11 protein-coding genes are annotated in these 13,649 nt (G+C 68.5%); 7 read left to right on the top strand and 4 right to left on the bottom strand.

Annotated elements, in window-relative coordinates:
* Positions 1–61 precede the first annotated feature (61 nt).
* The gene (locus BLT71_RS13355; protein WP_091724019.1) at positions 62–841 is read right to left on the bottom strand and encodes a DedA family protein; all 780 of its coding nucleotides are present in this window, start codon (positions 839–841) and stop codon (positions 62–64) included.
* Between the two features lie 108 nt (positions 842–949).
* Between BLT71_RS13355 and BLT71_RS13350 the strand changes: the two genes are divergently transcribed.
* Positions 950–1,960 carry an exonuclease domain-containing protein gene (locus BLT71_RS13350; RefSeq protein ID WP_091721094.1) on the top strand — a complete coding sequence of 337 codons (1,011 nt, stop codon included), beginning with the start codon at positions 950–952 and terminating at the stop codon, positions 1,958–1,960.
* 113 nt (positions 1,961–2,073) lie between these two features.
* Positions 2,074–2,550, top strand: a complete 477-nt coding sequence (locus tag BLT71_RS13345; RefSeq protein ID WP_091721091.1) for a DUF4395 domain-containing protein — start codon at positions 2,074–2,076, stop codon at positions 2,548–2,550.
* Here BLT71_RS13345 and BLT71_RS13340 read toward each other — a convergent pair.
* Positions 2,531–3,613, bottom strand: a complete 1,083-nt coding sequence (locus BLT71_RS13340; RefSeq protein WP_091721087.1) for an ADP-ribosylglycohydrolase family protein — start codon at positions 3,611–3,613, stop codon at positions 2,531–2,533. The two genes, BLT71_RS13345 and BLT71_RS13340, sit on opposite strands and share 20 nt — an antisense overlap.
* 176 nt (positions 3,614–3,789) lie before the next feature.
* On the opposite strand from BLT71_RS13340, the gene BLT71_RS13335 reads away from it, so the two are divergent.
* The 4 genes from BLT71_RS13335 (at position 3,790) to BLT71_RS13320 (ending at position 10,545) form a co-directional block, all read left to right on the top strand.
* Positions 3,790–4,746, top strand: coding sequence for an aquaporin (locus BLT71_RS13335; RefSeq protein ID WP_091721084.1), 957 nt, complete (start codon positions 3,790–3,792; stop codon positions 4,744–4,746).
* A gap of 79 nt (positions 4,747–4,825) precedes the next feature.
* Positions 4,826–6,004 carry an exonuclease SbcCD subunit D gene (locus tag BLT71_RS13330; RefSeq protein ID WP_091721083.1) on the top strand — a complete coding sequence of 393 codons (1,179 nt, stop codon included), beginning with the start codon at positions 4,826–4,828 and terminating at the stop codon, positions 6,002–6,004.
* Positions 6,001–9,078 carry an AAA family ATPase gene (locus BLT71_RS13325; protein ID WP_091721080.1) on the top strand — a complete coding sequence of 1,026 codons (3,078 nt, stop codon included), beginning with the start codon at positions 6,001–6,003 and terminating at the stop codon, positions 9,076–9,078. The genes BLT71_RS13330 and BLT71_RS13325 overlap by 4 nt, the downstream gene beginning before the upstream one ends.
* 108 nt (positions 9,079–9,186) lie before the next feature.
* Entirely contained in the window at positions 9,187–10,545 is a 1,359-nt protein-coding gene (locus BLT71_RS13320) for an MFS transporter (protein WP_091721077.1), read from the top strand.
* Between the two features lie 40 nt (positions 10,546–10,585).
* Here the strand turns inward: BLT71_RS13320 and BLT71_RS13315 are convergent, their stop codons facing one another.
* Positions 10,586–11,317, bottom strand: a complete 732-nt coding sequence (locus BLT71_RS13315; RefSeq protein WP_091724017.1) for an IclR family transcriptional regulator — start codon at positions 11,315–11,317, stop codon at positions 10,586–10,588.
* Between the two features lie 220 nt (positions 11,318–11,537).
* Here BLT71_RS13315 and BLT71_RS13310 point away from each other — a divergent pair, with 220 nt between their 5' ends.
* Positions 11,538–12,872: an MFS transporter gene (locus BLT71_RS13310; RefSeq protein ID WP_091721075.1), complete on the top strand. Its 1,335-nt coding sequence runs from the start codon at positions 11,538–11,540 to the stop codon at positions 12,870–12,872.
* Between the two features lie 106 nt (positions 12,873–12,978).
* Here the strand turns inward: BLT71_RS13310 and BLT71_RS13305 are convergent, their stop codons facing one another.
* Positions 12,979–13,626, bottom strand: coding sequence for a phosphoribosyltransferase (locus tag BLT71_RS13305; protein ID WP_172829974.1), 648 nt, complete (start codon positions 13,624–13,626; stop codon positions 12,979–12,981).
* Positions 13,627–13,649 lie beyond the last annotated feature (23 nt).

Below are 13,649 nucleotides of genomic sequence, written 5' to 3'. Positions count from 1 at the left end.
CGAGGATATGCATGAAAAAGGCGCGGTCCCCATGGTGGGGACCGCGCCTTTCGCTATCCGGCTACTTAGGGTGGCGGGGGGTCTTGTGTTCGTCCTCCGGGGTGTGTTCCTCGATGAACTCGTCAACGGCGTCGGTACCGTAGGCCTGGGCCTGGCGCTTGGCGGACATGCCGCGAAGGACCTCGATGCCGATGGGCAGCACCGATACCAGCACGATGGCGATGAAGATGATGTCCAGGTTGTCCCGCACCCACGGGACCTTGTCGCCGAGGAGGAAGCCGAGCAGCGTCACGCCGCCGCCCCACAGCAGCGCGCCGATGACGTTGTAGAGGAAGAACTTCTTCTTATCCATCTGGGCCACGCCCACGATGACCGGCACGAAGGTCCGGATGATGGGGACGAAGCGGGCCAGGATCAGTGCCTTGCCGCCGTGCTTTTCGAAGAACGCGTGGGCGTTCTCCACGTTTTCCCGCTTGAACAGCCGCGAATTCGGCTTGTTGAAGATGGCGGGGCCGGCCTTGGACCCGATGAAGTAGCCGGCCTGGTTGCCGATGATGGCCGAAATCACAATCAGCAGGGCAAGCAGCCACACGTTGAACTTGATGGTGTCCGTGGCAACCAGCAGGCCCGCCGTGAACAGCATGGAATCGCCGGGGAGGAAGAAGCCCACCAGCAGGCCGGTCTCCGCGAAGACGATGCCGCACACCAGCAGGACCACCCACGGCGCCAGGGCAGGATCAGCCAGGAAGATCTGGGGGTTCAGCCAGTCGGGAAGGAAGGAAGCCAGCTGCGGCTGGACCGGTCCTGCACCGCCCAGCATGGACACAGCAAGGTCATTCATCACGGGAAAGTTCACCCTTCAAGGGTACTTGACGGGCCTGCGCCGGGCGGTCCGGCAGTGCCGCCAGCCTGTCGGGTCCGGGCGCCTTCCGGCGGTAAGGTTGCTGGCGTGGGTTTGGACTTTACGGCGATTGACTTTGAAACGGCGAACGGCTTCAGGGGCTCTCCCTGCGCAGTTGGCCTGACAAAAGTCCGCGGCGGCAAGGTGGTGGAGGAGGCCGCGTGGCTGATGCAGCCACCGGCTGACCACGACCACTTCGACTACCACAACGTGCGGATCCACGGCATTACCGCCGCGGACGTTGCGGGCCGGCCCCGCTTCGGTGATCTGTTTCCCGAAATCGGGGCCTTCATCGGCGATGACGTGCTGGCCGCCCACAACGCCGCCTTCGACCTGGGAGTGATCCGCTCGGCCCTGGAGGTCTCCGGACTTCCCGGCCCCGCGTACGACTACGTCTGCACCGTGATGCTGTCCCGGCGGTGCTACTCCCTGGTGTCCAACTCCCTGCCGTTCGCGGCGGAGGAGGCGGGCGTCCCGCTGCTCCGGCACCACGACGCCGCAGAGGATGCCCGGGCCTGCGCCGGAATCCTGATCGACATCGCCCGGCGCAACGGGGCCAACAGCCTGGCCGAGCTCTACCTTTCACTGGGGCTCGTGATGCCGCGGCAGCACGCGTTCGATCCGGCGGTGGATCCGTTGTCCAAGCAAAGCCTGACAGCCCTTGCCGGCGGGTCGGGCAACGGTGCTGCGCTGGTCCGGCCCTTCCAGTCCGGCTGGCCGGACGAAGGCCCCAACCCGGAGCCCAACCCGGATGCGGAGCCCGGCCATCCCCTCTACGGGCAGACCGTCGTCTTCACCGGTCAGTTGTCCATCGGGCGGCCGGAGGCGAAGGTCCGCTCCGCCGAGGCCGGTGCCCGGACGGAAAGCCGCGTGACCGGCAGGACCACAGTCCTGGTGGTGGGTGACGGATTCGTGGCCGCGGACCTGCGCTCCGGGCGGCTGACCGGCAAGGCCCGCAGGGTGCTGGAGCTCCACGACCGCGGCCAGGCCATTGAGGTGTTGTCCGAGGGCGAGTTCCTGCAGATGGTGGGGAGCATGGCGGGCGCAGCAACCGCGTAGCCTCGCTTCATGCCAATCGGCCGCCCGGCATGCGAAGCGTTGCCTCACCTCCGGGAGTTCACGGGAAGCAACAATCCTTCCTCCCGGCGGCGGCCCGATCCTAGCCTTGCACCATGAGCCTCTTCGCCTTCCCCAACCCCGTCAACGAGTACGCGGCCCGCGTCACTGCAGGGCTGGTGGTGCTCGCGGCCGTGGCTACTGCCTTGAGCGGTTCCGTATGGGGTTTGGCGGCCATTGCCGCGGGTTTCTGGCTGAGGCTGCTGTTCGGCCCGCGGATCTCCCCGCTTGCGTTGCTGTCCGTCAAGGTCATCACGCCGCGGCTGGGCAGGGTCAAGCTCGTGGCCGGACCGCCCAAGCGTTTCGCCCAGGGGATGGGCGCGCTGGTGTCCACCGCGGCGCTGGTCCTGTTCCTCTCCGGTGCCGTACCGGCGTCGTGGGCTGTCCTGGGCGTCCTGATCGTGGCGGCTTCGCTGGAGGCGTTCCTGGCGTTCTGCCTGGGCTGCGTGATCTTCGGCTGGCTTCAGCGCCGCGGGCTGATTCCGGAGGACGTCTGCGAAGCGTGCAACAACATCAGCCTTCGCCGGTTGTGACTCCCACCAGGAGGTCCGCCATGCCCCGGATCACTTCCGGGGCCTCGAGCACGCCAAGCCACTCTTCCGGCAGGCACGCCTCGCCGTAGTAGGCGCCCAGGATGTTGCCCGCCACGGATCCGGTGGAGTCGCTGTCGCCGCTGTGGTTCACGGCCAACGCCACCGCTTCCCGGAAATGCCGCACGGGAGCGTCCGCGGCTGCGTCATCGGCGGGGCGGGTGGCGAGGACGGCGTAAAGGCCGACGGCGAGCGCCTCCTCCGCAACCCAGCCCTCGCCGAGTTCGGCAACGAGTTCCTCGGGCGGGACAACGCCCTTGGCTGCCAGCCGAAGCGCCACCTCAAGCCGCTGCGGCAGTTCCGGTGCCACGCCGGTGATGCCGGCGGCGTGGGCAGTTACCGCCGCGGCTGCATCGTGCAGGGCGTCGCCTGAGATGAGGCGGTGGATCAGGAGGCTGAATACCCCGGCGCTCTGCCGCGCCGAAGGGTGCCCGTGCGTCAGGGAGGCGGCGTCGGCACTCAACTTGTAGACGGCGTCGGCCGTCACATGCGGCACCAGGCCGAAAGGTGCCGAACGCATGACGGTGCCGCAGCCCTTGGAGTCCGGATTCACGGGCCGGAAGGATGTTCCCATTTCCCCGGTGGCCAATCCCGAAATGCAGGCACGGCCGGGGTGGCGGCGCTGGTGGAGGACCGCATGCCCGTCGATCCAGCGGGGCTGCGGGGCCGGCGCCGCGGGCCCGGCATCCTCACCCTGGGTGGCAAGCCACCGCAGGTAGGCCAGCCACAGGCAGGCATTGACGTCGGCGCCGACTCCCGAGTTGGCCCACTCCAGCGCTTCAACCAGGCCATCCACGGTGTACAGGGTCATCTGCGTATCGTCGGAGATGTGGGTGCTGCCCGAAATGTCGGCGAAGTCCCTCAGCCCGTCCGGGCCGAAGCGGCTCCGGATGTCGGAAATGGGATCGAATTCAACTTCGTAGCCGAGGGAGTCGCCGAGTGCGCCGCCGAGCAGGCATCCGTGGATGCGGGACTTCAGTGCGGGCACGGCAGTGTCAAAGCTCATGCTGCAAATCTACCGTGGGCGTGCAGTGGGCCGGAAAGCAGCGGCGCTGGACTGCGCCGCTGGATCGGCGACGGTGCCGGCGTCCGGCCGGTGTCCAGCCAACGCCCAGCCGGGGCTGGAACAATACTGGGGTTGCCCGGCGGCAGCACCCCTGGCCCCTACCCAAAGGTCCCATCATGAGCACTACCGTTCCTGACCGACACGATGCCCTTCCCGGCACCTCCGACGCCGTCCGTCCGGGCCTGCTGCCCAGGCTTGGCGCCGAAGCGTTCGGCAGCCTCTTCATCGCCGTCGCCGGCCTTGGGGTACCGCTGTTCAGCATCCCGCAGTCCAGCCCCCTTCCCGCAGCCCTGGCGGCCGGCCTTGCGGTGACTGCGGCGATGCTCGCGGTGGGGCACGTGTCCGGCGGGCACTTCAACCCGGCGATTACCCTGGGCCACCTTCTCGCCGGGCGCATGCGTGCCGGCGCGGCAGCCGCCTACGCCGTTGCCCAGCTGGCCGGCGCCGTGGTGGGGGCCCTGGTGCTGTTCGCGGTACTGCGCACCCTGCCGGGCATCGCGGACAGCCGCACCGCCTTCGATACCGTCACCGCAGGCTTCGGTGAGCACTCGATTATCCAGGCGCCCGTGGCTGCCGTGCTCCTCCTCGAAGTGCTGGGCGCAGCCATCGTGGTGGCCGTCTTCCTTGGTGCCGCCGCCCGCGAAAGGGCCGGCGCCGTCGTCGCGCCCTTTGCCGTGGGCCTGACCTTCGCCGCCCTCCTACAGCTGGGACAGGCCGTGGGAAACCTGCCTTACAACCCCGCCCGGGCGCTGGCGTCCGCCGTCTTCAGCTCAGGCTGGGCCGTTGAACAGCTCTGGGTATTCCTGCTGGCGCCCCTCGCCGGTGCGGCCATCGCGGGCCTGCTGTTCCGCATCTTCCGCGCCACGCCGGCGCCCGCGCCCGTCACCGGGGACACGTCCGACGACGATGCCTCCCTGGACGGGCACCCTGCGGTTGCTGCGGGGGCCGGCGCGGACGCCACAGCCGGCTCCGCCGGGGGAGCCCGCAGCGCAGCGCAGCCGGATCGTGCGGTCGGGTCCACCGGCGGCGCCCCCAGCGAGGCCCAGGAGTTCTTCGACGGCAAGCGGGGCTGAGGGCCCTTTTACTGTGGGATGCCACTGACGGGTTGCGGCGCTGGCGCAAACTGTCAGTGGCAGCCGATAGCTTAGAAAGATGCGGTTACTTCATACATCGGACTGGCACCTTGGCCGGTCTTTCCACGGCGTGGGCATGCTTGATGCCCAGCGTGCGTTCGTCAGCCAGCTCGTGGCGGCGGTATCGGATCACGGGGTTGATGTTGTCCTGATCGCGGGGGACGTCTACGACCGCGCCCTGCCGGGCGTCGACGTGGTGCGCCTGCTGGATGAGGCCCTCGTGGGGATCACGGACGCCGGGGCAAAGGTGGTCCTCACCAGTGGCAACCATGACTCCGCCATCCGTCTGGGCTTTGCGGCCCGGCTGCTCGAACGCGGGGGAGTGCACCTGCGGACACGAGTGGAAGACCTGGACAAGCCGCTGCTTCTGCCGCTGGGTCCGGATGCGGCCGGCGGGGATGCCGTTGCCGCCATCTACGGCATCCCATGGCTGGAGCCGCGGCTCGTGGCCGAGCAGCTGGGTGTGGAGGCGGCCAGCCATTTCGACGTCACCCGCGCGGCCACCACCCTCATCCGGGAGGACATCGCGCGGCGCGCCGGCTCCGCTGCGGTCCATTCAGTGGTCCTGGCCCACACCTTTGCCAGCGGCGGCATCAGCTCGGACAGCGAACGTGAACTCAGCATCGGCGGGGTGGGAGCAGTCCCGCTGGACCTGTTCGACGGCTTCAGCTACACCGCGCTGGGCCACCTGCACGGACGCCAGTCCCTTTCCCCGCAGGTCCGGTACTCAGGCTCACCCCTGGCCTATTCCTTTTCCGAGGCCAACCACAGCAAGGGCGCCTGGCTGGTGGACCTCGGGCCGGACGGCGTCACGTCTGTGGAGGAAGTGCTGTGGGACGCCCCGCGCCGCCTGGCGGTCCTGCGGGGTCCCTTGGCGGAACTCCTGGAGTCACCGGACCATGCATGGGCCGAAACTGCCTACTGCCAGGTCACGCTGACGGATGACCAGCGGCCGGCACGCGCCATGGAGCGGCTCCGCGCAAGGTTCCCCGACACCCTGGTGCTGGGCTTCGACCCCCAGGGCGCCGCACCGGCGCTCTCCACCAGCTACAGCAGCAGGCTCGCCGAAGCCCCGGACGACCTCGCAGTGTGCTGCGGGTTCCTCGACCACGTCCGCGGCCGAACACCGGACGACGCCGAGAAGGCAGCGCTCGCGGCCGCGCTGGAGAACGTCCGGCTCCAGGAGGCGGCACTGTGAGGATCCACCACCTCCGCATCTCTGGTTTCGGCCCCTTCGCGGGCACCGAGGACGTTGATTTTGACCGGCTCAGCGGGCACGGCCTGTTCCTCCTCAACGGGCCAACGGGTGCAGGAAAAACCAGCGTCCTGGACGCCATCTGCTTCGCCCTGTACGGCTCCGTCCCGGGTGCACGGCAGGACGGCAAACGCCTCCGGAGCGACCATGCAGAGCCGTCCCAGGAACCTGCCGTGACCCTGGAATTTTCGGCGCAGGGCCGGCGCTTCGAAGTCACCCGTTCACCCGCCTGGGACAAACCGAGCACGCGGGGCAGGAACGGATTCACCACGCAGCAGGCAAAGACGCTCCTGCGGGAGCGTGCTGACGGCGCCTGGGTGGAAAAGTCCGCCCGCAATGACGAGGCCGGCGCGGAGATCACTGCGCTGCTGGGGATGGACCGCGATCAGTTCACCCGCGTGGTGATGCTCCCGCAGGGGGACTTTGCGGCCTTCCTCAGGTCGAAGGCTGCTGACCGGCTCGAGCTGCTGCAGAAGCTCTTCGGCACCCAGCGCTTCGAAGCCCTGGAGCAGGAGCTCTCCCGGGAGGCGCTGGCGGCCCGGGAAAGCGTCGCTGCACTTTCGGGACAACTGGAACTGCTCACTGCGCGTGCCGAATCCGAGGCCGCCTCCCTGGAATTGGCCGAGGACGGCGCCCCTGCGGCGGACAACGCCTCCGAACGGCTGGAGTGGCTGCAGGGAGCGGTCGCGCAACGCCTGGAGGTACTTCGCGGGTCCGCGGCGGAGGCCGAAACGGCGGCCGCAGTGCGGACGCTGGCTGTTGATGAGGAAACCGGACGCCGCGAACGGCGGCGCAGGCTTGAAGCGGCCGAAGCGCGGCGGAATGCTGTGGCGGATGCGGCGCCCCGACTCGAAGAACTTGCGGCCCGCCTGGCGCGGCACCGCAAGGCCGAAGTCCTCGAAGGTCAGCTGAAGAACGTTGACGGTGCTGCGGCCAGGGTCGCCAGCGCGTCCCGGGCCGCGGAGTCGGCACTGACGTTCCTTCGTCTTGCCGCTGACGACGACCCCGAACTGGCGCCGTTGGAACTCACTGACGGCGCTGCGGCCGGGAGCAGTGCTGCTTCCCTGCCGGCATCCGTCACGGCGTCTGCGGCGGATGAACTGGGCCGGCTCCGTTCCCTGTTGGCCGTGGTGGAGGCGCGCCTTCCGGACGAAGACAGGTTGCAGGCCCTGCGAAAGCGTCACGCCGACCTTGGCCGGAAACAGGCAGAGCTGGAGGCGGCCGGAGCCAAGCTCGGGACCCGCTCCGCCGCCCTCCTGGACGAACGGGCAGGCCTCGAATCCGGGCTGGGGCCCTTGGAGCTGCTGGCCGGAACCGCTGCCCTGCGGAGCAAGGAAGCAGCGTCAGCAGGAGAGCTCCTGGACGTGGTGCGCCGCCACGCCTCAGCTGTGGCGGCGCGCAATGCCGTGAAGCTGCGCTGCGATGCGGCCAGGGAACGCCAACTGGAGGCCAAGCAGCAATGGCTGGACCTGAGGGAGGAGCGGCTCACCCATGCCGCTGCCGAACTTGCCGCCCAGCTGCACGCCGGTGACCCATGCCCGGTGTGCGGCAGCGCCGAGCATCCTGCGCCTGCCGCCGGCGGCAGCCAGGGCCCCGGGCTGGCACAGGCAGAGGACGCAGCACACGCTGCCTACGAGGCTGCAGATGACGCCCTTTCCCGGGTTGGCGCCGAACTGGCCACCGCTGAGCAGTCGGTGGCGGTTCTTGCCGGGCAGGGCGGCGACACCCCCGAGGACGAAGCACTCGCCGCCGCCGAAGAGGCGCGTACTGCAGCTGCAGAGGCGGAGCGTGCGGCAGCGGACCTTTCAGTGGTCCGCGGAAAACTTGAGGCGCTGGACGCTGGAATTGCCGAGGCCACAGCCGCCAAGGCCGGAATCGATGCGGGGCTGGTGCAGGCGGAGTCCTCGCTGGCAGAAGTGTCCGATCAGGCCGCTGCGCTGGACGAGGCCCTGTCCGGTCTGCGGGCCGGCCGTCCCAGCCTGGCCCGGCGGCTGCGCTCGCTGGAGGGCGCAGTGGCTGTGCTCGACAAGGCCGTGGCAGCTCAGGCCGCGCTGACAGTGGCGCAGTCACAGGCGGACGACGCCCGCCAACAGCTCGAGCTGGCATTGCCGTCGGCCGGCTTCGCGACGGCCGAGGAAGCACGCAGCCAACTCCTCGACAGCGCGGAGGCGGACGGACTCCAGGCCGAGGTCCGTGCCGGCCAGGATGAGGCAGCCAGGGTGCGGGAGCTGTTCGCTGCCGAAGACCTGGTTCGCGCCGCGGAAGAGAAATCCGGAGAGTTTGACCCCAGCGGGGAAAGGCTCGCCGCGCTGGAAAACGCAGCTGCCGAGTCCCGCGAATTGGCGCGCCAGGCAGACCTCTCCGCCGGGATGGCCGCACGGTGCCTGGCATCGCTGGCGGCCATTAGCCAGGACTACGCAACGTTGGCAGGTTCTGCCAGGGAACCGGCGGAGCGGGCCCGGATGCTGGCGGGGCTGGCGGACGCAGCCGCCGGCCGGGGCGAGAACACCTACCGGATGAGCCTGAACAGCTACGTCCTCGCAGCCCGCCTGGAACAGGTTGCCATTGCGGCGTCCGAGCGGCTGGTGGCGATGAGTGACGGCAGGTACCTGCTGAAGCACACCGACGCCAAAGCGGCACGCGGGGCCAAATCCGGGCTGGGCCTGGAAGTGGTGGACCAATGGACGGGCCACCGCCGTGACACGTCCACCCTGTCCGGGGGTGAGTCCTTCATGGCTTCCCTGTCGCTGGCGCTGGGTCTCGCCGACGTCGTGCAGCAGGAAGCCGGGGGAGTGGAAATCGAAACCCTGTTCGTGGACGAGGGCTTCGGCAGCCTCGACGAGCAGTCACTGGAGCAGGTCATGGACGCCCTTGAGGGACTGCGTGATGGCGGCCGCGTCGTGGGGCTCGTCAGCCACGTCGGTGAGATGAAGCAGCGGATCGGGACCCAACTGCAGGTGCTCAAGGGCCGGACCGGATCCACGCTGAGGATCTCGGAGGCACTCGACGCCGGTTGACCCGCAGCCGGCCGGGCCGCGGTTGGGATGCAGGCGTAGAATGGTGTAGTTACCGGGTTGCGTGCATCGGGAGGAGGGACGATGCGCATGATCTGAACGAGCCCGGAATTGACTTCACACAGCCCTTCTCCCACGTCGCCGTCCACCGCGCCGCCGTCCCCGGTATCAACCGAACCCGGATCCCCGTCGCAACCAACAGCGGCCACGGGCGTTCCCCAACCGGCCAGGACCGGCCGGTTTGCCCGGCTTCCCCTGCTGGCCGGCCGCAGCTTCATTCCCCTTGGCCTTTTTGCCCGGCTTCCGCTCGCCATGCTGACGGTGGGAACCCTCACCATGGTCACGTCCGTCAGCGGGTCCTACGCCGCGGGCGGCACGGCTGCCGGGGCTGTAGGCATCGGCTCGGCCCTTGGCGCACCGGTGCTCGGTGCGCTCGCCGACAGGCGGGGGCAGCGGCCCGTCCTGCTGACCGCGGCGATCATCAACACCGTGGCGGTCCTGGCCCTCATTCTGGCGGCCACGTCGACTGTAACCTCCGGCGGACTGTTTGGAGCCGTCATCGCGGCGGCGCTTATTTCCGGCGCGAGTTCCCCGCAGGTGGGCCCCCTGGCCCGGGTGCGCTGGATGGCACTCGCATCGCATGGCCCGGCGTCACAGCAGGCCGCGGACCTGGACACGGCGCTGTCCTACGAGAGCACCGCCGACGAAGTGACGTTCGTCCTGGGCCCGGCCCTGGTGGGAATCCTGGCCAGCCTCGTGGCCCCGTGGCTGCCCCTCGTCCTGGCCGCCGCCATGACTGCAACCCTGGTACCTGCGTTCGCGGCCCACCCGACCCACCGGGCAGTGCGGCCCGCCCCGCGTAAGGCAGCAACCGGGAAGCCGGCGGCCCGGGCCGGAAGGCTGCCGGCCGCCGTCGCCCTCCCTGTCGCCGCCATGGTCTGCATGGGAACGTTCTTCGGCTCGACGCAGGCAGCCCTCAGCTCGTTCTCCGCGCCCATCGCAGGGCCGGAAATTGCAGGACTGCTGTACGCGGCCGTGGGTTTGAGCTCCGCCGCCGCGGCACTCTCGGTGGCCTACTGGCCGCGTACGTTCACCCTGCCCCGGCGATGGATTGTGTCCGCCGGGCTGATGGCGCTCCTGTCACTGCTCCTGCTGTTGCCGGATTCGCTGGCCGCCATGGTGGCTGTGCTGCTGATCCTGGGGATCCCGGTGGGCCCGGTCATGGTGACCGTCTTTACGGCAGGCGGCGTCCTGGCGCCGGCCGGCCGGCTGGGAACGGTCATGACCGCCTTGGCCAGCGGCATCGTGGCCGGCACGGCACTGGGTTCAGCCATCGGTGGTTACCTGGCAGAAGCGGGCGGCCATCACCTTGCGTTCCTGGTCCCCATCGCAGCGTCCATGCTGTTGGCACTGCTGGGCGCCGCTGCCGCCGTCGTGCTTGGAAAGCGCGGAACCGGCAGCCGCGGCTGATGCGGCTTCGCGTCCAGAGGCGGAAGCACGGCCGGACGGGTCAGGCCAACTGTTCCTGGATCCTCGCCGCGCTCCCCGCCAGCGCGGCGCCCACGGCCTCGGGGTCGTGGGCGGAACGGATGTAGACGACGGCCAGGGCGGCGGGCCGGCCGCCCGGCACCTTGATGGGGGCAGCCAGGGAGGAAACCCCTGCGATGACCTCGTCGTGGCTTGCCGAGTATCCCAGCCGGCGGGCCTCGCCGGCCTCCTGCCGGTAGGCCACGCCGGTGTCCAGCCGGTCCCATTCGGCCCCGGTGAACGCTGACTGGATGGCGATGCCCGGTGCCCCGGCGTTGATGGGATGCCTCGTGCCGGGGTGCTGGGCCACTGTGGCCCCCGAATGCCGCGGCTCGACGGTGACCAGCGTGATGCAGTCATGATGGTCCCAGACCGCGATGAAAGCAGTCATGTCCAAGCTGTTTGCGAGGTAGGTGAGCTCGGGGAGGGCGGCCGACTGGAGGTTTCGCGAGACTCCGCGTGCCAGGACGGCAAGGCCGGGGCCTGGCTGTACTTTTCCGGCGTCGTCCCGCACCAGCAGTGAGTGGTCCTCAAGTGTGCGCAGGATCCGGTACGCCACGGACCGGTGGACGCCCATGGCATCGGCCAGTTCGGCGATGGTCAGCGGGCCGGGCGCAGCTGCCAGGATCTCAAGGGCGCGAATACCGCGCGAGAGAGTCTGGGAGGGCGAAGCTTGGGCTGCCGGTCCTGCCGGGGCGGCTGCGGTGGAGGTCATGGAGTCCATCGTAGGTGCCCGGAGCGGGGTAGGTGTGTCCTTTATGGGAACTCACCATTCAAATATGGAACTGAGATGCCATCCCGCCGTTCACCACAAAATTCGACCACACCGTGTTGCGTCTCACATTTTCGTAGTACTCTACTTACCAACTGACCGTTCTGTCGGTAATCCTGAAGGCGTCCGGCGGTGCATGCCGCCAATAAACAATGGAGTTTCAATGACCACACCTTCCCAGGTGGATACACTCTCCGGTCCCAGCACACGGAGGGAAGAGCGCAAGGTCCTCGCGGGCACGCTCGTCGGCACCACCATCGAGTGGTACGACTTCTTCATCTTTGCCCAGCTGACGGCAACGCTGCTGTCGCCGCTGTTCCTGGCGCCGCTGAACGAGTCAAACCCCGGACTGGCGCAGATCCTGTCCTTCGCCCTGATCGGCATCAGCTTCCTTTTCCGGCCGCTCGGTGCAGTGGTTGCCGGGCACCTGGGTGACAGGCTGGGCCGCAAGGCCATGCTGGTGTTCACGCTGGTCATGATGGGTGCTGCAACGGCCCTCATCGGCATGCTCCCCACCTACGCCCAGATCGGTGCCTGGGCCCCGATCCTGCTGATCCTCCTGCGCGTCATCCAGGGCTTCTCCGCAGGCGGCGAATGGGGCGGCGCAGCCCTGATGGCCGTTGAACATGCACCCCTGAACAAGCGCGGCCTCTTCGGTGCCTACCCGCAGATCGGCGTTCCCGTCGGCATGATCCTGGCCACCGGCCTGCTGTTCTTCCTCAACAGCAGCATGTCCAAGGAAGACTTCGCTGCCTGGGGCTGGCGGGTCCCGTTCCTGCTGTCCATCGTCCTGATCGTGGTGGGTTACCTGATCCGCCGCGCCGTGGCCGAGAGCCCTGTCTTCCAGGAGATGGCATTGCGGAAAAAGGAAAGCAAGGCGCCGCTGGGCGAGCTCATCCGCAACCACAAACTCCCCGTCCTGTACTCCACCCTGATCTTCATCGGCAATAATGCCGCCGGCTACCTGCTGATCGCGTTCTTCATCTCCTACGCCACCAGGACCCTCAAGATGCCCACCCCGCAGATCCTGCTGGCCACCACCCTGGCGTCCTTCGGCTGGCTGATCTTCACCCTGGCGGGCGGCTGGCTCTCCGACAAGATCGGCCGGGTCAAGACGTTCCTTGCCGGCTACGCCATCGTGTTCGCCTGGATGCTTCCCATGTTCGCCCTGATCGACACGAAGAACATCTGGCTCTACGGTGTGGCGCTGTTCGTCCTCACCATCGGACTGGGACTGTCCTACGGGCCCATGTCCGCTATGTACGCCGAAATGTTCCCGGCGAACGTCCGGTACTCCGGTATCTCGATCGGCTACGCGTTCGGCGCCATCCTGGGCGGCGCGTTTGCGGCCACCATTGCTGAAACACTGCTGCAAAGCACCAAGTGGGCCGGGTCCATCGGCATCTACATCATGGTGTTGTGCGTCATCTCGGCCATCGGGGTAGTGCTGGCCAAGGAAACCAAGGGCCGCCCGCTGGGCGTCAGCGCCCACCACTGACCACAAATCCCGCGCCCCGCTTCGCTTCGGCCAAGGAAACTTGACGGCGGGGCCCGGGGGAACGAAGGCGACGGCGGGCCGGACTTTTGCGTCCGGGCCGCCGTAGCTAATTCCTGAGGTAGTGGATGGCGGCGTCGTCGGACAGCTGTTCGAAGTGCCGGTAGAAACTGCCCACCGCCCGGAACTTGCCCGGCAGGTGCAGGCAGATCACGGCATCGCAAACGCGCTCCACTGACGCCTCGGCCTCGATCGAACCCACCGGAGCGGCGGCCACCACAACGGCAGCGCCACTCTCGCGGACCGCTTCCACGGCTGCCCGCATGGTGGCGCCGGTGGCCAGGCCGTCATCCACCAGCAGCACGGTCTTCCCGGCCAGGTCAATGGACGTTCCGGGGTAGAGGCCCACCCGGCGTTGCAGCTCGGCACGCTCGCGTTCTTCCACCTCGTCCAGCCATTCGCGCCGGACGCCGTGCTCCAGCACACGGTCCACCAGCGGCTTGTTGACCAGCCTGACGGTGCGGCCGCGGGCCCACGCCAGTGCTCCATATGCCGTTTCCTCGTGGCCCGGAATGCCCAGCTTGCGGACCAGGATGGTCCCCAGCGGAAGGTAGAGTGCCTTGGCCACGGCCGCTGCTACCGGTATCCCGCCGCGGGCCAGGCCCAGGACAACGGCACCGGGCCGCTCCCTGAATTGGGTCAGAGCGGCGGCGAGGCGCTCGCCTGCCTCGGTTCGGTCTTCGAATCGCGTACCCATCTGCCCCTCCAGGCTCTTCCGGC

It is taken from the genome of Pseudarthrobacter equi (genome assembly GCF_900105535.1).
Lineage (GTDB): Bacteria > Actinomycetota > Actinomycetes > Actinomycetales > Micrococcaceae > Arthrobacter > Arthrobacter equi.
The sequence above is the reverse complement of the archived record's forward strand: the minus strand, read 5'-3'. Positions and strand labels throughout refer to the sequence as shown.

Coding starts and splice junctions, on each gene's coding strand:
- BLT71_RS13355 (WP_091724019.1), bottom strand. CDS start 841: ATGAATGACCTTGCTGTGTCCATGCTGGGCGGTGCAGGACCGGTCCAG.
- BLT71_RS13345 (WP_091721091.1), top strand. CDS start 2,074: ATGAGCCTCTTCGCCTTCCCCAACCCCGTCAACGAGTACGCGGCCCGC.
- BLT71_RS13340 (WP_091721087.1), bottom strand. CDS start 3,613: ATGAGCTTTGACACTGCCGTGCCCGCACTGAAGTCCCGCATCCACGGA.
- BLT71_RS13335 (WP_091721084.1), top strand. CDS start 3,790: ATGAGCACTACCGTTCCTGACCGACACGATGCCCTTCCCGGCACCTCC.
- BLT71_RS13330 (WP_091721083.1), top strand. CDS start 4,826: ATGCGGTTACTTCATACATCGGACTGGCACCTTGGCCGGTCTTTCCAC.
- BLT71_RS13315 (WP_091724017.1), bottom strand. CDS start 11,317: ATGACCTCCACCGCAGCCGCCCCGGCAGGACCGGCAGCCCAAGCTTCG.
- BLT71_RS13310 (WP_091721075.1), top strand. CDS start 11,538: ATGACCACACCTTCCCAGGTGGATACACTCTCCGGTCCCAGCACACGG.
- BLT71_RS13305 (WP_172829974.1), bottom strand. CDS start 13,626: ATGGGTACGCGATTCGAAGACCGAACCGAGGCAGGCGAGCGCCTCGCC.